Below are 25,239 nucleotides of genomic sequence, written 5' to 3'. Positions count from 1 at the left end.
CTCCGGTCAATGGACTGACTGGGCGTCCAGGTGGGTGCTCACCGGCCCGGCCGGGCGGTGGTGGCGGCTGATGGGGATGACCAGGGGGGTGCCGCTGATCGGGTCCTCGGTCACCTGGCAGCGGAGCCCGAAGACGTCCTCCACCGCCTCCGCCGTGATCACCTGGGCCGGTGGCCCCTCGGCGACGATCCGGCCCGCCTTCATGGCGATCACATGGTCGGCGTAGCGGCAGGCCTGGTTGAGGTCGTGCAGCACCATCACCACCGTCCGGTCCTCACGCCGGTTCAGGTCGGTGATCAGATCCAGCACGTCGATCTGATGGGCCAGATCCAGGTAGGTGGTCGGCTCGTCCAGCAGCAGCACCGGGGTGCCCTGGGCGACGGCCATGGCGATCCAGGCGCGCTGCCGCTGGCCGCCGGAGAGCTCGTCCACCGCGCGGTTGGCCAGACTGGTCATATCGGTCGCGGCCAGCGCCTCGTGGACGGCCTGCTCGTCGGTCGCGGACCACTGCCGCCACCAGGTCTGGTGCGGCGAGCGGCCGCGGTTGACCAGGTCGATCACGGTCAGCCCCTCGGGGGCGACCGGCCCCTGCGGCAGGATGCCGAGGTGTTGGGCCAGCTCCCTGGTCGGGATGCTGTGCAGATCCCGACCGTCCAGCTGGACCGAGCCCTGACGGGGCGCCAGCAGCCGCGCCAGCGCCCGCAGCAGCGTGGACTTGCCGCAGGCGTTGGCACCGACCACGGCGGTGATCCGGCCGGCCGGTACCACCAAATCGAGATCGGTGACGATGGGTTGTTGGTCGTAGGAGAGGTGCAGCCCATGGGCCCGAAGGTCCGGATGGTGAGGGGGTTGGGGATGGTGATGGGGCGAGTGCCCGGGGGTGGTCGACATGGGCGGTTCAGCCTCCTGTGTCAGCGCGGTTGGTACGGACGAGCAGCCAGAGCAGCACCGGCGCGCCGAGCACGCCGGTGACGATGCCCACCGGCAGCTCCGTGCCGGGGATCACCTCACGGGCGATCAGGTCGCCGGCCAGCACGACCAGCGCCCCGGTCAGCCCCGAGGCCAGCGTCGGCGGCCACGCGGTGCGGGCCAGCCGTTGCGCGATCTGCGGGGCGGCGAGCGCCACGAAGGCGATCGGCCCGGCCGCCGCGGTGCCGAAGGCGATCAGGCCGACGCCGGTCAGCAGCACCGCGAAGCGCACCGGCTGGACCCGGGTGCCGAGGCCCGCCGCGACGTCGTCGCCGAGTTGCAGGGTCCGCACCAGCCGGCCCAGGACCAGTGCGGTCGGCAGCAGCACGGCCAGGGCGACGGCCAGCGGCTCCGCCTGGTTCCAGCCGCGGCCGTTGAGATTGCCCACCAACCAGCCGAGTGCGGCCTGGGCCTGGAACTGTCCGCCTCTGGCGACCAGGTAGTCGGTCGCGCTGGAGCAGATCCAGGAGACCCCGATGCCGACCAGGATGATTCGGTAGCCGGTGGCACCGCGCCGCCAGGCCAGCAGATAGACGATGAGCGCGGTGCCGAGTGCGCCGATCAGCCCGAGCGCCTGGCTGCCGATCACCCCGCTCCAGCCCCAGACGATCCCGGCGACCACGGCGGTGCCGGCGCCCTCGGTGAGGCCGATCATGTCCGGGCTGGCCAGCGGGTTGCGGGTCATGGTCTGGAACAGCGCGCCGGACGCCCCGAAGGCGACGCCGACCAGCAGCCCGACCACGGCCCGCGGCAGCCGCAACTCCCGGACCACCAGCAGGGTGCCGGGATCGCCCTGGTTGAACAGGGCCTTGACGACGTCGGGGAGGCCGATCGGGTAGTCGCCGATCGACAGCCCCCAGCAGAAGACCAGGAAGACCGCGACGGCGAGGGCCACCGACACCGCGACCAGCCGGGGCCGCAGGATTCCCGAGACCGGCGGCACAGCCAGCCGGAAGGATCGGAAAGAACGGGCGGCAGGTGGTGCGTGCAGGGTCATGGTTCAGAGCTCCGCGAGTCGGCGTCGGCGCACCATGGCGATGAAGAACGGGCCGCCGATGAAGGCGACGATGGTCCCGGCCTGGATCTCGGTTGGCCGGTCCACCATGCGTCCGAGGATGTCGGCGGTGAGCAGCAGGCAGGGTGCGAGTAGTGCTGACAGCGGCAGCAGCCAGCGGTGGTCGGGTCCGAGACCGGCCTGCTGGGCCAGGATCCGGGCCAGGTGCGGGACGACCAGGCCGAGGAAGACCACAGGACCGATCACCGCCACCGCGCCGCCGGTCAGCAGCATCACCGCCACCACGCCCTGGAACCGGACCAGCCCCAGCCGCCGCCCCAGCGAGGCGGCCACGTCCTCGCCCAGGGCAAGGCTGTTCAGCGCGGGTGCGCAGGCCAGCGCGAGCACCGCGCCGAGGGCGAGGAACGGCAGAATCTGCAGCACGAGTCCGCCGCTCTGGTCGGCGATGGACCCGGCCGACCAGAACCGGTAGCGGTTCAGCGCGTCCGGGTCGGTCAGCACGATGGCGCTGGTCAGCGAGGACAGCAGCGAGGTCACCGCGATCCCGGCCAGCGCGAGTTTGACCGGCGTCAGCCCGGAGCGCCCCAGCCGGCCGAGGAGGTAGACCACCAGGCTGGCCACCAGCGCGCCGGCGAAGGCGAACCAGATGTAACCGAACAGCGAGCCGAACCCGAACACCGCGATCGCCAGCACGATCGCGAAGGAGGCCCCGGCGCTCACCCCTAGCATGCCCGGGTCGGCCAGCGGGTTGCGGGTGAGCGCCTGCATCAGCGCCCCGGACAGGCCGATGGCCGCGCCGGCGGCGAGGCCGAGCGCGGTGCGCGGCACCCGGGCCGACCAGACGATGTTGTCGACAAGTCGGCTGGGTGGATGACCGAACAGCGCCCGGACCACTTGGTCGGGAGGCACCGTCCGGGCCCCCAGGGCGACCGACAGCAGGCAGATCAGGACGAGGACGGCGCCGAGCAGCGCCACCAGCAGAGCGGGGCGAATTCCGCCGCTCCGGCTCACCGGGCAGTCTCCAAGGTCGTCAACTTTCTGGAAGTGGGCGGGCCTTGGCCCCTGGTCACCGCGCCGGGCGGGGCTTTCCAGGACCAGCGTCCGCGTGGTTAGGTAATGCTTACCTTAGTATGGCCTGCGATCGTCCGGCCAAGCCGGTTCCGTACACCCTGGGAGGCGCGGTCAACTGTGTCCGCTAACGAAGAAGTGACGGCGTACTGGCGTCGACGGCTCGCTCCGCTCCCGCAGGAGACGGCACTGCCGGTCGACCGCCCCTACCCGTTGCTGCCCTCCGGGGACCGGGAGACGTGCGGCCGCCCGTTCGCGGCGACGACGGACGCAAACGAGCTGCTGGCCGGCCAGATCGCCCTGCTGCACCGCTACGGCGGCGCGCAGGACATCACCGTCGGTTACCAGGATCTGCCGGTGATGGTCGAGCTGGACGGTGGGACGAGCTTCGAGGAGCTGGTGCGCCGGGTCGGCACGGCCCGAGCGGAGGCGCTGGCGCACCGGATCCCGCTGGTCGCGCTGGCGGCCGAGCTGGGTCCTGAGCCCCTGCGGGGTGGCGGGCTGTTCTTCAACACCGCTTTCGGTGACGGGTGCAGCGGTGACGGGTGCAGCGGGCCGGTTGATCTGCTGGTGCAGGTGGCGGAAGGCGAGCTGCGGCTCAGTTACAACTCCGACCTGTTTGAGGCCGCGACCGCCGAGCGGATGCTGGCGCACTACGCCCGGCTGCTCGCCGATGCGGTGGCCCGGCCGGAGACAGCGGTTGGCGAGCTGGAACTGCTCGGTGCCGAGGAGCGGCAGGGGCTGCTGCTGGAGTGGAACGACACCGAGCACGACGTTCCCTCGCTGACCTGGCCGGAGATGTTCGCCGAGCAGGTCGCCCAGCGCCCGGACGCGGTCGCCCTGGTCTTCGCCGACACCCGGCTCAGCTACGCCGAACTGGACGAGCGCGCCAACCGGCTGGCGCACGCCCTGATCGCCCGTGGGGCCGGCCCCGAGCGGGTGGTGGCGCTGGCGCTGCCGCGTTCGATCGAGCTGATCGTCGCCGAGGTCGCCGTGCTGAAGTCCGGCGCGGCCTACCTCCCGGTGGACGCCGACTACCCGGCCGATCGCATCGCCTACATGCTGGCCGACGCCGCACCGCTGTGCCTGGTCACCACCGTTGACACGAGCGCTGGGCTCGACGCCGACATCGAGTTGCTGCTGCTCGACACCCCGGAGGTCGCGGCGGAGCTGACGGCCGGCCCGAGCCATGACCCGACCGCGGCCGACCGCGGCCCGCTGGTGGTCGACCATGCGGCCTATGTGATCTACACCTCCGGTTCCACCGGCCGTCCCAAGGGTGTGGTGCTGTCCCACGCAGGCGTCGCCAAGCTGGTGGCCACCCAGAGCGAGCGCTTCGGCGTCGGCCCGGACAGCAGGGTGCTGCAGTTCGCCTCTCCCAGCTTCGACGTGGCGTTCTGGGACCTGTGCCTGGGCCTGCTGTCGGGCGGCAGGCTGGTCGTCGTCCCGACCGAGCTGCGGGTGCCCGGCCGCCCGCTCGCCGACTATGCGAACGGCAATGGGATCACTTTGATGATCCTGCCGCCTGCCCTGCTCGCCGCCATGCCGGAGGACGTGCTGCTGCCGCCCGCCGCGACCCTGTTGGCCGGGACCGAGCGAGTGTCGCCCGAGCTGGTCGGCCGTTTCGCCCGGGGCCGGATGATGTTCAACGCCTATGGCCCGACCGAGGCGACCACCAACTCCACGCTGGGACTCTGCGACCCGGACACCCCGTCAGGAACCATCGTGCCCATCGGCGTCCCCGACCCCGGGACCAGGGCATATGTGTTGGACGACCGGCTCGGTCCGGTCCCGGTCGGGGCGACCGGCGAGCTCTACCTCGGCGGCGCCGGGCTGGCCCGCGGCTACCTCGGCCGACCCGCGCTGACCGCCGAACGTTTTGTCGCCGACCCCTTCGGCGCCCCCGGGACCCGGATCTACCGCACCGGCGACCTGGTGCGCTGGAAAGCGGACGGGCGGCTGGAGTTCCTCGGCCGGGCCGACGCCCAGGTGAAGATCCGCGGCTTCCGGATCGAACCCGGCGAGGTCGAGTCGGTGCTGCGCGCGCACCCGGCCGTGGACCAGGTGGCGGTGGTGGTCCGCGAGGACCGGCCCGGCGACCGCAGGCTCACCGCCTATGTCGTCCCCTCGCTGGAGGCAGGCGCTGCTGGTGGGGCCGCCGAGCAGGTCGAGGAATGGAAGGAACTGCACGAGCTGCTCTATGCGGCGGCCGGTGCCGAGGGCTTCCAGGAGAACTTCGCGGGCTGGAACAGCATGTATGACGGCCTGCCGATCCCGGTGGCCGAGCTGCGGGAGTGGCGCGACGCCACCGTCGCCAGGATCGAGGAACTGCGACCGCGCCGGGTGCTGGAACTCGGCGTCGGCAGCGGGCTGATCCTCTCCAGGATCGCCCCCGGCTGCGAGGAGTACTGGGGCACGGACCTCTCCGAGGAAGCAGTGCTCTCGCTTCGCGCCCAGGTCGGGGCGGTACCGGAACTGGCGGACCGGGTAACGCTGCTGGCGCAGCCCGCCCACGACACCAGCGCTCTGCCGCAGGGCCGGTTCGATGTCATCGTGCTCAACTCGGTGGCGCAGTACTTCCCGAGCGCCGAGTATCTGACCGAGGTGCTGGACGCGGCCGGAGCACTGCTCGCCCCCGGCGGCAGCCTGTTCGTCGGCGACATCCGCAATCTGCGGCTGCTGCACTGCCTGCGGGCCGCAGCCGAGACCGGCCGCGCCGCCGATCCGGCGGACAAGGCGGCGCTGAGCGCGGCCGTCGAGCGGTCCGTGGCCTGGGAGGGCGAGCTACTGCTCGACCCCGACTTCTTCACCGCGCTCGACGGGTTCGATGCGGACATCCGGGTCAAGCGCGGCGACCACCACAATGAGCTGACCCGCTACCGCTACGACGTGGTGCTGCGGAAGCGGGCCACTGCTACGTCTTTCGCCACCCAGGAGGACGTCCGCTGGTCCGACCTCGGCAGCGTCGAGGCCCTGGACGCGCACCTGGCGGGTCGTCCGAGCCGGCTCCGGGTCACCGGTGTGCCCAACGCCCGCCTGGTCGAGGATCTGGCCGCGCTGGACGCCTGCGGGGACAGCAGCCGTCCCGCCGCCGCGGCCTGCGCCGACCCCGAGGAACTGCACGCGATCGGTGCGCGGCACGGCTACCAGGTCGCGGTCACCTGGAGCGGCCACGCCGACGACGGCAGCCTCGATGTGGTCCTGGCAACTCCCGACCTGCCGCTCGGTGAGCTGTACCGTCCGTCGGGCGAGACCGTGCGGGCCAACTGTCCGGCGCCGTTCCGCGATGTCAACGCCCTGATGAAGAGCCTGCGTTCGCATGCCGCCCAGTGGCTGCCCGACTACATGGTGCCGTCCGCACTGGTCCCGCTGGACCGGCTGCCGGTGACTCCGAGCGGCAAGCTGGACGCGGCGGCGCTGCCGGCCCCCGACTATGCGGCGCTCAGCAGCGGCCGGGTGCCGCGCGACGCCCGCGAGGAGTTGCTCTGCGCGCTCTACGCCGAGGCGCTGGGGCTGCAGGCCGTCTCGATCGACGACGACTTCTTCGCTCTGGGCGGCGACAGCATCGTCGCCATCCAGCTGCTGATAGCCGCCCGCAGGGCCGGGCTGCGGCTGAGCGCCAGGGATGTCTTCCGGCACCGCACGGTCGCAGCGCTGGCCCAAGTCGCGGACCGGGAGGCAGGGGTTGTCAATGATGCTCCGCTGATCCGGCTGGAGCCAGCCGAGCTTGCCGAACTCCAGCGTGAACATCCCGTCGAGGTGCAGGAGTTGCTGCCACTCGGCCCGTTGCAGCAGGGCTTCTTCTTCCACTCGCTGGTGGACGGCGCCGATCGCGACGCCTATGTGGTCCAGCAGGTGCTGGAGCTCAGCGGCCCGGTCGACGGCGAAGCCATGCGCCGAGCCGCCCAGAGGCTGCTGGACCGGCACGCCCCGCTGCGCGCCTGCTTCCGCCAGCGCGCGGACGGGAGCCCGGTGCAGCTCATCGCCACCGGTCTGGAACTGCCGTGGCGCGAGATCGACTTGTCGGCCCAGGATGCCGCCGTGCAGTTGCCGCTCGCGGACGCGGTCGCCGCGGACGAACGGATGGCCCGCTTCGACCTGTCCCGTCCGCCGCTGCTGCGCTGCGCGCTGGTGCGGCTCGGCCCTGACCACAGCCGACTGATACTGACGTTCCATCACATCATCGCTGACGGATGGTCACTTCCGATCTTGCACAGGGAGTTGATGGCCAGTTATGGAGATGCTCCGGCTGCGCTGCCCGAGCCCGCTCCCTACGGCGCGTATCTGCGTCAGCTGTCCACCGCGGACCGGACCGGCGCCCGTGCTGCCTGGAGCAGTGCTCTCGCCGGGCTCGACGAGCCGACCCGGCTGGTGGGACCGCCGGCCGACGATGCTCCGATGGAGCCGGGGCAGGTCAGGGTCGAGCTGTCCGAGGAGCTGACCGCCCGCCTCGTCTCCCGGGCCAGAGACATGGGTGTGACGGCTGGCACGGTGGTGCAGAGTGCCTGGGGCCTGCTGCTCGGACGGCTGACCGGCCGTCAGGACGTGGTCTTCGGGACCACCGTCTCGGGTCGGGACGCGCAGGTCGATGGCATTGAGTCGATGGTCGGCCTGTTCATCAACACCCTGCCGACCCGGGTACGGGCGCAGCCCACGGACACGCTGGCCGAGCTGTTCGGCCGAGTCCAGGAGCAGCAGACGCAGCTGCTGGAGCACCAGCACCTCGGCCTGTCCGAGATCCAGCGGCTGGCCGGACCCGCAGGCAGCGGCGAGCTCTTCGACACCTTGCTTGTGTTCGAGAACTACCCGGCCGAGACCGGCCTCGCCGACCCCTCCGGCATGGTCAGGATCACTGGCCATGAGTTCCACGACGCCGTGCACTACCCGCTGGCTCTGATCGTCAAGCCGGGCCGCCGGCTCGACCTGCGGCTGAAGCACCACGCCCAGCGGCTGGACCGGCCCACCGTCCAGCGCATCGCGGACCGGCTGACCACGGTGCTGCGAGCCGTCGCCGCCGACCCCCGGCAGCGGGTCGCCGACGTCGACTTGCTGTCCGCCGAGGAGCGGGTCCACCCCAGCGGGGAGCAGCGCGACGTCACCGAGACGACCCTGGTCGGTGCGTTCGAGGCCCAGGCGGTGCGGACGCCGCAGGCCACGGCGGTCGTCTACGACGCGGAGACTCTCAACTACCGGGAGCTCGACGCCCGGGCCGAGGCCCTGGCCGCGCGGTTGCGGGCCCTGGGCGCCGGGCCCGAGCGGATCGTCGCGGTGGCCGTACCCCGTTCGACCGAGCTGGTGGTCGCGCTGCTCGGGGTGCTCAAGTCCGGCGCGGCTTATCTCCCGGTCGACCTGGACTACCCGGCGGACCGGGTGGCCCATATGCTCACCGACTCGGGCGCGGCCACGGTGGTGACGACGTCGGGCAACGCCGCGCTGCTGCCGCCGATGCCGGGCCTGACACCGCTGGTCCTGGACGACGCCACCGACGACGGGCCGACGAAGCCGACTACTGCTCTGGCCGCCGGCCCCGACGACCCCGCCTACCTGATCTACACCTCCGGATCCACCGGCCGTCCCAAGGGCGTCGTGGTCACCCACCGGGCCATCGTCAACCGGCTGGCCTGGATGCAAGGGGAGTACGGCCTCCGCGCCGACGACCGGGTGTTGCAGAAGACCCCGTCCAGCTTCGACGTCAGCGTCTGGGAGTTCTTCTGGCCGCTGTGCGAGGGCGCAGCCGTTGTTCTGGCCAAGCCCGACGGCCACCGCGACCCCGCCTACCTGGCGCAACTTGTCCGCGAGCGCGGCATCACCACCCTGCACTTCGTCCCGTCCATGCTGGAAGCCTTCCTGCAAGTGGACGAGATCACCGCCGACCCTGGCTGGGCGTCCACCCTGCGCCGGGTCTTCAGCAGCGGCGAGGCCCTCCCCGGCCCGGCCGCCGCGCGTTGGCACGCTCTCACGCAGGTCCCGCTGCACAACCTCTACGGCCCCACCGAGGCCGCCGTGGACGTCACCCACCACACCTACGACGGCTCGCCGGCCACCGCCGTGCCGATCGGACGCCCGGTGTGGAACACCGGCCTGCGGGTGCTGGACGCCTGGCTGCGCCCGGTCCCGGCGGGCGTGCCAGGAGAGCTGTGGCTGACCGGCGTGCAACTGGCCCGTGGCTACCACGCCCGGCCGGGCCTCACCGCTGAGCGCTTCACCGCCGACCCCTTCGGCCCGCCCGGCACCCGGATGTATCGCACCGGGGATCTGGTGCGTCGGCGTGAGGACGGCTCGGTCGAGTACCTGGGCCGCACCGACCGTCAGGTCAAGTTGCGCGGCAACCGGATCGAGCTGGGCGAGATCGAGGCCGCCCTGGTCGGAGAGCCGACCGTGGCCCAGGCCGCGGTGACCGTCAGCGGGTCGGCCCTGGTCGCCTATGTGGTCCCGGCCAGGGATGCCGCCGACCCGGCGGGCGCCGAACTCAGGGCCGCCCTGGCCCAGAAGCTCCCCGCGGCCATGGTGCCGGAGGCGTACGTCCTACTGGACGCGCTGCCGCTGACCCCGAGCGGCAAGCTGGACCGGGCCGCGCTGCCCGCAACGCAGGCGACGCGTGCCGAGGCCCGGTCCCCGCGCAATGAGCGCGAGCAGGCCCTGACCGAGATCTTCGCGGCCGTGCTGAAGCTCGACCAGGTCGGCCCCGACGACGACTTCTTCCTGCTCGGCGGCGACAGCATCAGCTCCATCGGCGTCTCCAGCCGGGCCCGCAGGGCAGGTCTGGAGCTGAGCCCGCGACAGGTCTTTGAGCACCGCACCCCGGCCGCCCTAGCGGCGGCCGCCCCGGACGTTCCGGCCCAGAGCCGCGAGCCGCTGCGCTCCACCTTCGCTCTGACCGAGGCCGAGACCGCGCAGGTCACCCGGCTCAGCCAGGGCCCGGTGGCGGACATCTGGCCGCTGGCACCGCTGCAGGAAGGCCTGTTCTTCCACTCCACCTATGACAACACCGGCCTGGACGTCTACACCGTCCATGAGTCCTTCGACTTCCCCGCCGGGCTGGACGCCGACCGGCTGCGTACCGCGGCCGGGGCGCTGATGGCCCGCAACCCCAGCCTGCGGGCCGGGTTCACCAGCGCGGGGCTGCGGCAACCGGTGCAGTTCATCGCCGCCGACCCCGGGGTCCCGCTGGACGTGGTGGACCTCTCCGACCTGCCCGCCGCCGAGCAGGCCACCCGGCTGCGCCAGCTGCTGGACGAGGAGCGGGACCGCCGCTTCGACCTGGCACGCCCCCCGCTGTTCCGGCTGCTGTTGCTGCGACTCGGCGGCGAGCGGGGGGACCGGCTGGTGATCGGCCGTCACCTGCTGCTCTGGGACGGGTGGTCGGCCTGGCTGTTCCTGAACCAGTTGTTCGCTCTCTACAGCAGCGGCGGGGACGACCGGGAACTGCCCCGTGCGGGCTCCTACCGTGACTATCTGACCTGGCTGGAGGCCCAGGACAGCGACGAGGCCACCCGCGCCTGGCGCACCGCGCTGGCCGGACTGGACGAGCCCACCCTGCTGGCCGCCGCCGACCAGGGGCTTGAGCCGGACATCCCGGAGAACCTGGAGACCCTGCTCCCCGCCGCCCTCGGCACCCGGCTGCGCGACACGGCGCGCCGACATGGCCTGACTCTCAACACGCTGCTCAACGCCGCCTGGGGCCTGACCCTGGCCAGCGCCACCGGGCGCACCGACGTGGTCTTCGGCACCACCGTCGCCGGACGGCCCAGCGAGGTGCCGGACGTCGAGCACGTCATCGGCATGTTCCTGAACACCGTCCCGGCCCGGATCGCCTTCGACCCGGCCGAGCCGGTGCTGGACCTGCTGCGCCGGGTCCAGGAGCAGCGGCTGGCGCTGATGCCGCACGAGTATCTGAGCCTGGGCGTGCTGCAGGCCGAGACCGGCCACCGCCGGCTGTTCGACACCCTCTTCGTGCTGCGCGACAACGACACCGAGGACCGGCTCGCCGAGCTGAGGAACCGTCATGGCGCGATCGCCGTGGCCAATGTCGACGCCACCCACTACCCGGTCAACCTCATTGTGACGCCGGGGGAGCGGATCCGGGTCACCCTGGCCCACCGGCCCGACGCCGTCCCTGCTCCGGCTGCCCAGGCGCTGCTGGACCGGTTCACCCTGCTGCTGGACCGGCTGACCCAGGACCTGTCCGCGTCCATCGGCAGCCTCGACCCGCTGCTGCCCGCCGAGCAGGACGCCCTACGACAGCAGACGGCAGCCAGCCGGGTGCCCGCGCCTGATCTGACCGTCGCCGACCTGCTCGCCACACAGGCCGCCCGCACCCCGGAGGCCACCGCGCTGGTCTTCGGCGGACAGAGCGTCAGCTATGCCGAACTCGACGCCAGGATCAACCGAACCGCTCGGCTGCTGCTGGCGCACGGCGCGGGCCCGGAGCGGATCGTCGCGATCGCCCTCCGCCGCTCGGTTGACACGGTGGTGGCGCTGTTCGCCGTGCTGCGCACCGGGGCGGCCTATCTGCCGCTGGAGCTGGACTACCCGGACGACCGGCTGGCGCTGATCCTCGCCGACGCCGAGCCGACGCTGCTGCTGACCACCGGCGTCGTCGCGTCGCGGCTGACCGACGCGGCCCCCGCCACCACCCGGCTGCTGCTGGACGGCGCCGATCTCGCCGCCTTCCCCGAGGGGCCGATCAGCGACGGGCCGATCAGCGACGGGCCGATCACCGAGGCCGAACGCCCCCGGTTCAGCCTGGAGCATCCCGCCTACGTCATCTACACCTCCGGCTCCACCGGGCGGCCCAAGGGCGTGGTCACGCCGTATCGCGGGCTGACCAATATGCAGCTCAACCACCAGCGGGAGATCTTCGACCCGGCCGTCGCCTCGGCCGGCGGCCGGCGGCTGCGGATCGCGCACACCGTCTCCTTCGCCTTCGCCTTCGACATGTCCTGGGAAGAACTGCTCTGGCTGGTCGAGGGCCACCAGGTGCACATCTGCGACGAGGAGCTGCGACGCGACGCCGAGGCCCTGGTCCGCTACTGCGGGACGCACCGCATCGACGTCGTCAATGTCACCCCCACTTACGCGCAGCTGCTGATCGAGCAGGGGCTGCTGGGCGGCCCCCACCGGCCGCCGCTTGTGCTGCTCGGCGGCGAGGCGGTCTCCGAGGCGGTCTGGAACCGGCTCCGCGACACCGAGGGGACGTACGGCTACAACCTCTACGGCCCGACCGAGTACACCATCAACACCCTCGGCGGCGGCACCGACGACAGCGCCACGCCGACCGTGGGCCGTCCGATCCGGGGCACCCGGGCCCACATCCTGGACGGCTGGCTGCGTCCGGTCGCTGACGGCGTCCCCGGCGAGCTCTACATCGCGGGCATCGGCTTGGCCCGTGGCTACCTCAACCGGCCGGGCGTGACCGCCGAACGGTTCGTGGCGGACCCCTTCGGTGAGGCCGGGGAACGGATGTATCGCACGGGGGACCTGGTGCGCCGCCGCGTGGACGGCAACCTGGACTTCCTCGGCCGCACCGACGACCAGGTCAAGATCCGCGGCTACCGGGTGGAACTGGGCGAGATCGAGACCGCGCTCACCCGGCACCCCCGGGTCGCCCAGGCCGCGGTGATCGCTCGAGAGGACCCGTCAAGCCCTGGCACCAGCCGGCTGATCGGCTATGTCGTGCCCGGCGAACTCTCGGACGCGTCAAGGGAGTCGGCGGAGGCGGCGCAGATCGGGGAATGGCAGGAGGTCTACTCCGAGGAGTACGAGCAGATCGACACCGCCGTCTTCACCGAGGACTTCGCGGGCTGGGACAGCAGCTATGACGGGCGGCCCATCCCGTTCGAGCAGATGAGCGAGTGGCGCGAGCAGACCGTGGCCCGGATCGGCGAGTTGCGACCCCGCCGGATCCTGGAGATCGGCGTCGGGTCGGGGCTGTTGCTGGCGCGGTTGGCCCCCGGCGCTGAGGCGTACTGGGCTACGGACTTCGCTGCGCCGGTGATTCGCAAGCTGGGTCAGGAGCTGCTGAGGGAACCGGAGTTGGCAGAGAGGGTCACTCTGCGCTGCCAGCCGGCCCAGAGCACGGAGGGGCTGCCAAGCGGCTTCTTCGACACGGTGGTCATCAACTCGGTGGTGCAGTACTTCCCGAGCCTTGACCATCTGACCGAGGTGATCCGGGGGGCCATGGAGCTGCTGGCGCCGGGCGGGGCGCTGTTCGTCGGCGATGTGCGCAACCTACGGCTGGCGCGCGCCTTCCACACCGCTGTCCAGGCAGCGCGAGCGGGGGATGGGGCTGAGCCGGGGGCGCTGTGCCGGGCTGCGGAGCGGGCGTTGCGGCTGGAGAAGGAACTGCTGGTCGACCCGGACTACTTCAGCACCCTTGGCTTCGACGTCGACCTGCGCACCAAGCGCGGACAGCACCACAACGAGCTGACCCGGCACCGCTACGACGCCGTGCTCTATCGGGACGGGCGAGCGCTGGATGATCTGTCGGACGTGCCGGAGCTGGCCTGGTCCGACTCGTTGGAGCAGCAGTTGCGCGAGCGCAGCCCCGAGCGGCTGCGGGTGACCGGAATCCCGGACGCCCGGATCGCCGGGGAGTTGGCGGGCCTGCGAGTCCTGGATGCCAGCCACAGTGCACGAGTTGAGGCCGGGGGAGTGGACCCGGAGACACTGCACGCGCTGGGAGCATCCCTCGGCTACCGAGTGTTGACCACCTGGTCCGCCGAACTCGGCTCCTGCGAGGCGGTGTTCGTTCGGGGCGACGTCGCGGACTGCACCGGTCTCTATCGCCCCAGCGGGGCCGCTGTCCGACTCGCCAACAACCCCGCAGCTGCCCGCAGCGCGGATGGCCTGGTGCGGCAACTGCGCGAGGATCTTCGGCAGCGACTGCCCGACTACATGGTCCCGGCCGCGTTCGTCACCCTCGACCAGCTGCCGATGACCGACAACGGCAAGCTGGACCTCCGTGCCCTGCCCGACCCCGAGCCCGCAGCGGCTCTGCGCAGCGGCCGGGGACCGCAGACCCCGCAGGAGGACCTTCTCTGCCGACTCTTTGCCGAGGTGTTGGGCCTGCCGGGGGCTGTTGGTGCGGAGGACAGCTTCTTCGACTTGGGTGGCCACTCCCTGCTCGCCACCCGGCTGGTCAGCCGGGCCAGGACCGAGCTCGGGGCCGAGCTGGCGATCCGTGACCTGTTCGAGGCGCCGACGCCGGCCCTCCTGGCCGAGAGGGCGGGCACCACGGCCCGGACCGCCCGCCTCGCGCTGGAGCGGACCGCTGATCGCCCGGAGCACATCCCGCTCTCCCCGGCGCAGCGTCGGCTGTGGCTGGCCGAACGGCTGGACAGCGGCGACGCCTACCACTTCCCGCTGGTCTTCCGACTGCGCGGCGAGCTGGATACCCACTCTTTGCAGCGGGCGCTGGGCGCGGTGACAGACCGTCACGAGGCCCTGCGCACGCTGGTCGCCGAGGAGGACGGCGAGCCGTACCAGGTGATCCTGCCCGTGGCTGAGCCCCAGTTCTCGGTGGCAGACTGCCCGGAGCAGGAGCTGTCGGCCCGCATCGACGCCACCGTCGCCCGCCCCTTCGATCTGACCGAGGATCTCCCGCTGCGGGCCGAGGTGCTGCGGGTCGGCGACGACGATCATGTGGTAGCGATCGTGCTGCACCACATCAGCACCGACGAGTGGTCGGACCGCCCGTTCCTCGCCGACCTGGCCACCGCCTACCGTGCTCTGACAGAGCATCAGGAGCTGCCGTGGCAGCCGCTGCTGGTGCAGTACGCCGACTACACCCTCTGGCAGCGGACACTGCTCGCCGGTGCCGAGGGCACCCGGCAGCTCGACTTCTGGACCGGCGCGCTGGCCGGGCTGCCGGAGGAAATCCCGCTGCCGCTGGACCGACCGAGGCCGAGCGAGCCCACGGGCCTCGGCGAGGTGGTTCGGACCGAACTGCCGACCGAGACCGCCGTCGCGCTGCGCGCGCTGGCCGCCCGTACCGGCACCAGCATGTTCATGCTGTTCCAGGCCGCGGTCGCCGCTCTACTGCACCGGCTGGGGGCTGGGGAGGACATCCCCCTCGGTGCCCCGATCGCCGGGCGTACCGACAGCGCTCTGGACGATCTGGTCGGTTTCTTCGTCAACACCCTGGTGCTGCGGACCGACCTGTCGGGCGACCCCAGTTTCACCGAGCTGCTGGCCCGAGTCAGGGAGACCGACCTGGCCGCGTTCGAGCACCAGGACCTGCCCTTCGACCGGGTGGTGGAGGCCGTCAACCCGCCTCGGCTTCTAGGCCGCAATCCGCTGTTTCAGGTGATGACGGGCTATCACCACCGCCCTGACGGTGACCCGCAGGTGCTGGGCCTGCCCACCGAGTGGTGGCCGACACGGTTCGGCGCGGCAAAGTTCGACCTGGACTTCACCTTTGTCGACCACACCGCCGAGAACCGGGTCACTCTGCTGCTGGAGTACGCCACCGATCTGGCCGACCGATCGACCGCCGAGGCGCTGGTCCAGCGTGCTGTGAGCCTGCTGGTTGCCCTGGCTGCGGACCCGGAGCGGCCGATCGGCCGGATCCCGGTGCTGACCGACGCGGAGCGGCGGGACTCGCTCGGCGCCTGGAACGACACCGCGAGGACGCTGGAGCCGCGTACCGTGCCGGAGCTGTTCGCCGAGGCCGCCAGGACCAGGGCCGATCAGGTGGCGCTGGTCACCGACACCGGACGGCTGACCTTCGGTGAACTGTCCGCCCGGGTGGATCAGATCGCTGGGCTGCTGCGTGGACGCGGGATCGGCGCTGAGAGCGTGGTCGCGCTGGCCCTGCCCCGGGCTGAGACGGTGCCGGCCATCTTCGGCGTGCTCGCCGCAGGAGCGGCTTACCTGCCGCTGGACCCGGCCTACCCGGCCGAGCGGCTGGAGTACCTGCTCGAGGACGCGGCGCCGGAGCTGGTGCTCAGCACGGCGGCGCTTGCCTCGAAGCTGCCGACCGGGCGGCCTGAGACCCTGCTGCTCGACGAGTTGCGCAGCGAGGTCGGGACCGGGACCGGGCCGGTTGAGGCACCATCGCCCGCGACTGCCGCGTATGTCATCCACACCTCCGGCTCTACCGGCCGCCCCAAGGGCGTGGTCGGCACCCACCAAGGCCTGAGCAATCTGTTCGCCGCGCACTTCGAGGACCTGATCGAACCGGCCCGCCTGGCCGCCGGACGGGACACGCTGCGCGCCGTCCACGCCGCCTCGTTCAGCTTCGACGGCTCCTGGGAGCCGCTGCTCTGGCTGCTGGCCGGGCACGAGCTGCATGTCGTGTCCGAGGCCACCATGGCCGACCCGGCCGCGCTGTTGGCCCTGCTGGCCGACCAGCGGATCGACTTCCTCGACCTCACTCCGACCTACCTCCAGGAATTGGTCCACGTCGGCTTCCTGGACGCCGACCGCTACCGTCCGTCCACCCTCGCGGTGGGCGGCGAGGCCACCCCTGACGCGCTGTGGGAGCGGCTCTGCGCGCTGCCCGGCACGGCGGTGCACGACCTGTACGGGCCGACCGAGTGCGCCGTCGACGCCTACGGCTGGCACAGCCCGCATCCTGGCAGCGACACCTGGGCAGCCCCGCTGGCCAACACCCGCGCCCACGTCCTGGACGTGACGCTGCAGCCGGTTCCGGTCGGCGTCCCCGGTGAGCTGTATCTGTCCGGGGCCGGGCTGGCCCGCGGCTACCTCAACCGGGCCGGGTTGACCGCCGAGCGGTTCACCGCCGACCCGTTCGGCGCGCCCGGAGCCCGGATGTATCGCACCGGGGATCTGGTCCGTCGCCGCGCGGACGGGACTCTGGACTTCCTCGGCCGGGCCGACGACCAGGTCAAGCTGCGTGGCTTCCGGATCGAGCTCGGTGAGATCGAATCCGCGTTGCAGGCAATTCCGCAGGTCGCACAGGCAGCCGTGGTGATCCGCGAGGACACCCCGGGCGCTCGCCGACTTGTCGCCTACACCGTCCCCGCCGTCGGACACAACAACGACCCGGCCGTGTTGCGCGCGCAGCTGACGGCGGCTCTGCCCGCACACATGGTCCCGTCTGCCTTTGTTGGGCTGCCTGCCCTGCCGCGCTCCGTCGCCGGCAAGCTGGACCGGCAGGCGCTGCCCGCACCCGACCTCGCGTCCACCGCATCCGGACGTCGGCCCCGCGACGCCCGCGAGGAGATCCTCTGCGAGCTGTTCGCCGCGGTGCTGGGGGTCGGGCAGGCGGGGGTCGACGACGACTTCTTCGCTCTCGGCGGGCACTCGCTGCTGGCCATGCGCCTGGTCAGCCGCATCCGTACCACCCTGGGTACCGACGTCGCCCTGCGCGCGGTCTTCGAGGCGCCCACCCCGGCCCGGCTCGCCGAGCTGTTGCGCAGTGGTGGGTCGTCGGACGGCGAACAGCGGCCTGCGCTGGCGCCCAGGGACCGACCCGAACCGCTTCCGCTGTCCTACGCCCAGCAACGCCTTTGGGTTCTGCGCCAGTTGGAGGGGCCGGGCGCCAACTACACCATCCCGCTGGCCTGGCGCCTTTCCGGACCGCTGGACCTGGACGCCCTGGCGGCGGCCGTGCAGGATCTGGCGATCCGTCATGAGAGCCTGCGCACCGTCTTCCCGGACCTGGAGGGTCGCCCGTACCAGCAGATCCTGGCCCCGGACCAGCTCGGCACCCTCACCCGCACCGAGCGCACCACCGAGCAGCAACTGCCCGCGCGGCTGGCCGAGGCAGTGGCCGAGGGTTTCGCCATCGACCGCGAACCCCCGCTCCGGGCGCGGGTGTTCGAGCTGATGCCGGACCAGCATGTGCTCCTGCTGACGATCCATCACATCGCTGGTGACGAATGGTCAGATCAGCCACTGTGGCGTGATCTGGCCACCGCCTACCGGGCCAGGACCGAGGGCCGTACGGCCAACTGGCAGCCGCTGCCGGTGCAGTACGCCGACTACACCCTCTGGCACCGTGATCTGCTCGGTGACCCTGCTGACCCGACGAGCTTTCAGGCCCGCCAACTCGGCTACTGGCAGCAGGCCTTGGCCGGACTGCCGGAGGAGCTCGCGCTGCCCTACGACCGGCCGCGTCCGCAGGAGAGCAGCCACCGCGGTGGGGCGGTCGGGCTGACCCTCGATCCGCCGCTGGAGGGCGCCCTGCGCACGCTCGCCCGTGAGCACGGCTCCAGCATGTTCATGGTGCTGCAGGCGGCCGTGGCCACCCTGCTGCACCGGCTCGGCGCGGGGGAGGACATCCCCCTCGGCGCGCCCGTCTCCGGTCGTACTGACGAGGGCCTGGAGAACCTGGTCGGCTTCTTCGTCAACTCCCTGGTGCTGCGCACCGACCTGTCCGGTGCGCCCAGTTTCGCCGAACTGCTGGCCAGGGTCAGGGAGACCGATCTGGCCGCCTACGAGCACCAGGACCTGCCCTTCGAGCAGCTGGTGGAGGCGGTCAACCCGACCCGCTCGCTGGCCCGGCACCCGCTGTTCCAGGTGATGGTGGTCCATCTGGCCGGTGCCTCGGAGGCACCCGACCTGCCCGGTCTGGCCGCCCGCCCGGAACCGCTGGGCCAGGACACCGCCAAGTTCGACCTCAGCTTCGACTTCATCGAGCAGGGTGTCGGTGGCGGCATCCAGGCCTGGATCGAGTACAGCGCCGACCTCTTCGACCAGCGCACGGTGGAACAGCTGGCCGACCGCCTGCGACTGCTGCTGGAGCAGGTCGCCGCCGACCCGACCCGTCCCGTGCGCGAGCTGGAACTGCTCGACGCCGACGAGTACGAGCAGGTCGTCACCACCTGGAACGACACCGCCCGCACGGTCACCCCGACCACCCTGCCGGAGCTGTTCCGGGCCCAGGCCGCCCGCACTCCTGGCGCCCTGGCGCTGGTCCTCGGCGAGCAGCGGCTCAGCTATGCCGAGCTGGACAGCCGGGTCGAGCGCACCGCACGTGTCCTGGCCGGTCTCGGGGCCGCGCCGGAGCGCACCGTAGGGGTTGCCCTGCCGCGCTCGGTCGAGCTGGTGGTCGCCCTGCTGGCGGTGCACCGCACCGGTGCTGCCTACCTGCCGCTCGACCCCGACTACCCGGCGGACCGAACGGCCTTCATGCTCGCCGACACCCGTCCGGTGACGGTCATTCAGGACGGGCTCCCGGAAGGGCCGGAGGGCGAGCTTCCGGCGCGCCAAGACCCGCGCCACCCCGCCTATGTGCTCTACACCTCGGGCTCCACCGGACAGCCCAAGGGCGTGGTGGTCCCGCAGCGGGCCATCGTCAACCGGCTGCTCTGGATGCAGGAGCAGTATCCCCTCACCGCCGAGGACCGGGTGCTGCAGAAGACCCCGTCCAGCTTCGACGTGTCGGTGTGGGAGTTCTTCTGGCCGCTGATCACCGGGGCCGCTCTGGTCCTGGCCAAGCCCGGGGGCCACCAGGACCCGGCCTACCTGGCCGAGCTGATCCAGGCCGAGGACGTGACCACGCTGCACTTCGTCCCGTCCATGCTGGCCGCCTTCCTGGACGAGCCCGCCGCCGCCGAGTGCACGGGGTTGCGCCGGGTGCTGTGCAGCGGGGAGGCGCTGCCCGCCGCCCTCGCCGCCCGCTTCCACAGCACGCTGCTGTCCGCCGAGCTGCACAACCTCTACGGCCCCACCGAGGCCTCGGTGGATGTGACGGCCGCCCAGATCCGCCCGGGCGCCGAGAGCGTCCCGATCGGCCGACCGGTCTGGAACACCCGCGCCTACGTCCTGGACGCCGCGCTGCGCCCGGTCCCGCCCGGCGTCGCCGGTGAGCTGCACCTGGCCGGAGTCCAGCTGGCCCGCGGCTACCTCAACCGCCCGGGCCTGACCGCCGAGCGCTTCGTCGCCGACCCCTTCGGCGAGCCAGGGACGCGGATGTATCGCACCGGGGACCTGGCCCGCTGGAATCACACCGGCGAGTTGGAGTACCTCGGCCGGGTCGACGACCAGGTGAAGATCCGTGGGTTCCGGGTCGAGCCCGGCGAGATCGAGGCCGTGCTGTCCCAGCACCCGGACGTCGCCCACTGCGCCGTGGTGGTCCGCGAGCAGCGGCTGGTCGGCTATGTCGTCCCGCCCACAGGCCGCCAGGCCCCGAACGCGACGGAACTGCGCGCCCACGCCGCCGCTGCCCTGCCCGAGCACATGGTCCCGGCCGCCTTCATCGCGCTCGCCACGCTGCCGCTCACCCCGAACGGCAAGCTCGACCGACGTGCTCTCCCCGCGCCGGACTTCGCGGCCGAGGTGACCGACACCGCCCCGCGCACCCCGCGCGAGGAGCTGTTCTGCGGGCTGTTCGCCGAGGTGCTGAACCTGGATCGGGTCGGTGCCGCGGACGACTTCTTCACCCTGGGCGGCGACAGCATCGTCGCCATGCAGCTGGTCGGCCGTGCCCGCGCGGCCGGTCTGGCGATCAGCCCCCGCGATGTCTTCCGGCACAAGACCCCGGCCGGGTTGGCCGCCGTCGCTGGTGAACCCGCCGTGGCCGTCCAGGCCCCGACCGCCGCCCTGCTGCTCGCCCTCAGCGACGACGAAACCGCCGAGCTGGTGACCTGGGACGCAGCCGAGGCGCTGCCGCTGACGCCGCTTCAGGCGGGCCTGCTGTTCCACGCCTCCTTCGACTCCGCCTCCTTCGACCCCGCAGCTGAAGGCCCCGCGTCCGAGGGTCCCGACGTCTACACCGTCCAGGTGTCCCACGACCTGGAGGGCCCGCTGGACGCCGAGCGGCTGCGCGCGGCCGGTCAGGCGCTGCTGGACCGCCATGCCAACCTCCGGGCCGGCTTCCGCTACCTGGCCTCGGGCCGCCCGGTGGCCGTGGTCCCGCGCACGGTCCAGCTGCCCTGGCGGCAGCTGGACCTCGCCGACCTGTCACCGATCGCCCTGGAAGCCCGCTGGACCGAGGTGCTTACTCAGGAGCGCCGCCGCTTCGACCCGGCGCAGCCCCCGCTGCTGCGGCTGCTGCTGGTCCGCACCGGCCCGCAGCAGCACCGGCTGGCGCTGTCCCACCAGCACCTGCTGCTGGACGGCTGGTCGCTGCCGCAGCTGATGCGCGAACTCTCCGAGCTGTATGAGTCGCCCACCGGCGAGACGGCTCCGCCGATTCCCTACCGGGACTACCTCGCCTGGCTGGCCCAGCAGGACGCTGAGGCCTCCGCCGCCGCCTGGACCCAGGCCCTTGACGCGTTGGAGGGCCCCACCCACCTCGCGCCCGCCGACCCCAACCGGACCCCCGTCCTGCCCGCCACCCACACCGTCCGGCTCACCCCGGAGCTCACCGCCGCCCTGACGGCACTGGCCCGGACGCGCGGACTGACCGTCAACACCCTGGTCCAGGCGGCCTGGAGCATTCTGCTGTCCCGGCTGACCGGCCGTGACGACGTGGTCTTCGGCGCGACCGTCGCCGGGCGGCCGCCGGAGCTGGCGGGCTCCGAGTCGATGATCGGACTGTTCATCAACACCGTCCCGGTCCGGGTCCGACTCGACCAGCGCGAACCGCTGGCGGCCTTCCTGGACCGGTTGCAGGACGAGCAGTCCCAACTGATGCCCCATCAGCAGGTCGGCCTGGCCGACATCCAGCGGCGGGCCGGGCTGGGTGAGCTGTTCGACACGCTGATCGTCTTCGAGTCCTACCCCGACGCCGAGGGCCCGGCCCTCGGTGCCGGGTCCGGTCTGCGGACGACCGTGCGGGACCACCAGGACTCCACCCACTACCCCTTCACCTGGGCCGTCGAGCCGGATGAGCGGCTGACCCTCACCGCCGAGTACCGGCCTGACCTGTTCGACCGGGCCACAGCGGAGCGGATGGCCGGCTCCATGGTCACCCTGTTCGAGGCGATGGCGGCCGACCCGGCCCAGCCGCTCGGCCGACTCGACACCCTCACCGACACCGACCGTCACACCGTCCTGGAGACCTGGAACGACACCGCTCTGCCCCACAGCCCCAGCACCGTCCCCGCGCTCTTCGAGGCGCAAACCGCCGAAGCCCCGGACGCGATGGCCGTCGTCTCCGGCCGGGTGAGCTGGACCTTTGCCGAGCTGAATGAGCGTGCCAACCGGCTCGCCCGGCTGCTGGTCGGGCAGGGCGCGGGGCCGGAGCGGATCGTCGCCCTGCTTTTGCCCCGATCGGCCGACCATCTGCTCGCCCTTCTCGCGGTGCTGAAGGCGGGCGCGGCCTACCTTCCGATCGACGCCGAGCTGCCGCACGAGCGGGTGCTGGCCCTGGTCGAGGACGCCGAACCGCTGCTGATCCTCAGCACCGAGGCGCTGGCCGCGGGGCTTCCCGACACCGGGACGCGGTTGCTGCTGCTCGACGCCCCGAAGACGACGCAGCTGCTCGCCGAGCAGTCCGGCGAGAACCTCGCCACCGGTCCTGACCCGCTGCACCCCGCCTATGTCATCCACACCTCCGGATCGACGGGCCGCCCCAAGGGTGTGGTGGTCTGCCACGCCAGCGTGGTGAATCTCTTCCACAGCCACCGCCGCAGCCTGCACGACCCCGCCAAGCGCCGCACGGCCCGCCGCCATCTGCGGGTCGGCCACGCCTGGTCGTTCTCCTTCGACGCCTCCTGGCAGCCACAGCTCTGGCTGCTGGACGGCCACGCCCTGCACATCCTGGACGAGGAGACCCGCCGCGACCCCGAGCTGACCGCCGCCGCGATCCGGGCCCAGGGCCTGGACTTCATCGAGGTCACCCCGTCCTTCCTGGCGCAGATGATCGACAGCGGCCTGATCGAGGACGGCGACTGCCCGCTCGCGGCGGTCGGTGTCGGCGGCGAGGCGGTACCGGACGCGCTGTGGCGGCAGCTGTCCGCTCTCCCCACCACCGATGCCTACAACCTCTACGGCCCCACCGAGGCCACCGTGGACGCCCTGGTCGCGCGGATCGGCGCCGGCCCGGGTCCGCTGGTCGGCCGTCCGGTCGGCAACACCCGGGCCTATGTCCTGGACGCCGCGCTGCGCCCGGTCCCGCCGGGCACCACCGGTGAGCTCTACCTGGCCGGTGCGGGGCTGGCCCGCGGCTACCTGGGCCGGACCGACCTGACCGCCGAGCGGTTTGTCGCCGACCCGTACGGCCATCTGTTCGGCGCCCCTGGTGCCCGGATGTATCGCAGCGGAGACCTGGCCCGCTGGACCGAGGACGGGCAGCTGGACTTCCTCGGCCGCGCCGACGACCAGGTGAAGATCCGCGGCTTCCGGATCGAACTCGCCGAGATCGAGGCGGTGCTGGCCCGGCACGAGGCCGTCGCCCAGGTGGTGGTGCTGGCCCGCGAGGACCGGCCCCGGGTCAAGCAGTTGGTCGCCTACGCCGTTCCGGCCGAGGGTGTGCCGATGCCGGAGCCGTCCGCGCTGAGGGCGCTGGCGGCCTCCGCCCTGCCCGACTACATGGTCCCGGCCGCGGTCGTGGTGCTGGACGCGCTGCCGCTGCTGTCCAACGGCAAGCTCAACCGCAGGGCGCTCCCGGTTCCCGACTTCGCCACGGCCACCGCGAGCCGCCCGCCCGCGAACGAGCGCGAGCAGGCGCTCTGCGACCTCTTCGCCGAGGTGCTCGGCCTGCCCGGCACCGGCGCCGAGGACGACTTCTTCGCCCTCGGCGGGGACAGCATCGTCGCCATGCAACTGGTCAGCCGGGCAAGGGCGGCGGGTCTGCGGATCACCCCGCGCCAGGTCTTCCAGCACCGCACGGTCGCGGCCTTGGCCGACATCGCCGTGCTGGCTCCGGTGGGCTCAGGCTCCGGGGACGGTCGTATCCACGACACCGGCACCGGCCTGATCTCGGTCACCCCGATCATGCATGCGCTGCGCGAACTCGGCGGTCCGATGCGGGCCTACCATCAGGTCGCCCTGCTGCAGACGCCCGCCGAACTCGACCACACCCGGCTGCTGACGCTGCTTCAGGCACTGGCCGACCAGCACGACATGCTCCGGGCCACCCTGGAGCGGATCCCCGCCGACTGCTGCTCCGGCGGCAGCGAGGAACTGTGGTGGTTGAACGTCCCCGCACCCGGCGCGGTGGACGCGGCCTCCTGGCTGCGCACGGTCGACATCGCCGGCGCCGACGCGGCTGCGCTCCACGCGACCATCGCCGAACAGGCCGAGGCGGCACAAGCCCGGCTCGATCCGGAGGCGGGCCGCATGGTGCAGGCGGTCTGGTTCGACGCCGGGCAGGCTGCCCCTGGGCGGCTGCTGCTGATGATCCATCATCTGGTCGTGGACGGGGTCTCCTGGCGCATCCTGCTGCCCGACCTCGAATCCGCCTGGGCGGATCTGACGGCGGGTCGGACCATCGCGCTGGCCCCCGTCGAGCTGTCCTTCCGCCGCTGGGCGGAGCTGCTCGCCGCCCAGGCCACCGAGCCCGCCCGCGAGGACGAGCTGCCGCTGTGGACCTCGGTCCTGGACGGCGGCGACCCGATCCCGGTGCGGCGGGCCCTCGATCCGGCCCTGGACGTGGTGGCCACCGAACGGCAGCTGACCCTCACCCTCCCCGCTGCCGTCACCGCACCGCTGCTCAGCCGCGTCCCGGCCGCCTTCGGGGCGACCGTCAACGACGTCCTGCTGACGGCGCTGGCACTGGCCGTCGCCGACTGGCGCCGACGCCGGTCCCCGGAGACAACGCCGGGCAACGCGGTGCTGGTCGACCTGGAGGGCCACGGCCGCGAGGAGGAACTCGCCGGTCACGCCGACCTGTCCCGCACCGTCGGCTGGTTCACCAGCGTCGTCCCGGTCCGGCTGGACCCGGGCCCGGTCGATCTTGCGGACGCGCTGGCCGGCGGCCCGGCTCTGGATGAGGCGCTGGCCAGGATCAGGCAGCACCTGGACGCCCTGCCCGCGGGCGGGATCGGCCACGGGCTGCTGCGGCACCTCAACCCGGTGACCGGCCCCCGGCTGGCCCGGTTCAGCCCGCCGCAGATCGAGTTCAACTACATGGGCCGCTTCGGCCACCCGGAGGCGACCGACTGGTCCTACGCCCCCGAGGGGGACGCGGCGGATCTGGACGGCGACCCCGGCATGCCGCTGTCGCACGCCCTGACCGTCAACGCCCTGACCGAGGACCGGCCGGACGGGCCCGAGCTGGCCGCCCACTGGTCCTTCGCCTCCGGAGTGCTGTCCGAGGAGGCGGTCCAGGACCTCGCCGAGACCTGGTTCCTGGCGCTCCGCGCCCTGGTGCGCCGCGCCGACCGCTGACC

4 protein-coding genes are annotated in these 25,239 nt (G+C 72.2%); 1 reads left to right on the top strand and 3 read right to left on the bottom strand.

Translation table 11 applies throughout. The annotated features are described in order from the left end of the window. Nucleotides 1-6 precede the first annotated feature (6 nt). From ACXKR8_RS04270 to ACXKR8_RS04260, 3 genes are read right to left on the bottom strand one after another with little or no spacing between them, the layout of a single operon-like run. Nucleotides 7-891 (bottom strand): ABC transporter ATP-binding protein, encoded by an 885-nt coding sequence (locus ACXKR8_RS04270; RefSeq protein WP_458271556.1) that lies wholly within the window; start codon nucleotides 889-891, stop codon nucleotides 7-9. Nucleotides 892-898: 7 nt separating this feature from the next. Continuing rightward, nucleotides 899-1,966 (bottom strand): FecCD family ABC transporter permease, encoded by a 1,068-nt coding sequence (locus ACXKR8_RS04265; protein WP_458271555.1) that lies wholly within the window; start codon nucleotides 1,964-1,966, stop codon nucleotides 899-901. Between the two features lie 3 nt (nucleotides 1,967-1,969). Continuing rightward, nucleotides 1,970-2,965, bottom strand: a complete 996-nt coding sequence (locus ACXKR8_RS04260; RefSeq protein WP_458274895.1) for a FecCD family ABC transporter permease — start codon at nucleotides 2,963-2,965, stop codon at nucleotides 1,970-1,972. A gap of 207 nt (nucleotides 2,966-3,172) precedes the next feature. Between ACXKR8_RS04260 and ACXKR8_RS04255 the strand changes: the two genes are divergently transcribed. Continuing rightward, nucleotides 3,173-25,237 carry a non-ribosomal peptide synthase/polyketide synthase gene (locus ACXKR8_RS04255; RefSeq protein ID WP_462100322.1) on the top strand — a complete coding sequence of 7,355 codons (22,065 nt, stop codon included), beginning with the start codon at nucleotides 3,173-3,175 and terminating at the stop codon, nucleotides 25,235-25,237. Nucleotides 25,238-25,239 lie beyond the last annotated feature (2 nt).

The organism is Streptacidiphilus sp. PAMC 29251, assembly GCF_054208735.2.
This window is presented reverse-complemented; position numbering and strand designations above follow the sequence as displayed.

Excerpts from the sequence above, each read along its gene's own strand:
- ACXKR8_RS04270 (WP_458271556.1), bottom strand. The coding sequence starts at position 891 with ATGTCGACCACCCCCGGGCACTCGCCCCATCACCATCCCCAACCCCCT.
- ACXKR8_RS04265 (WP_458271555.1), bottom strand. The coding sequence starts at position 1,966 with ATGACCCTGCACGCACCACCTGCCGCCCGTTCTTTCCGATCCTTCCGG.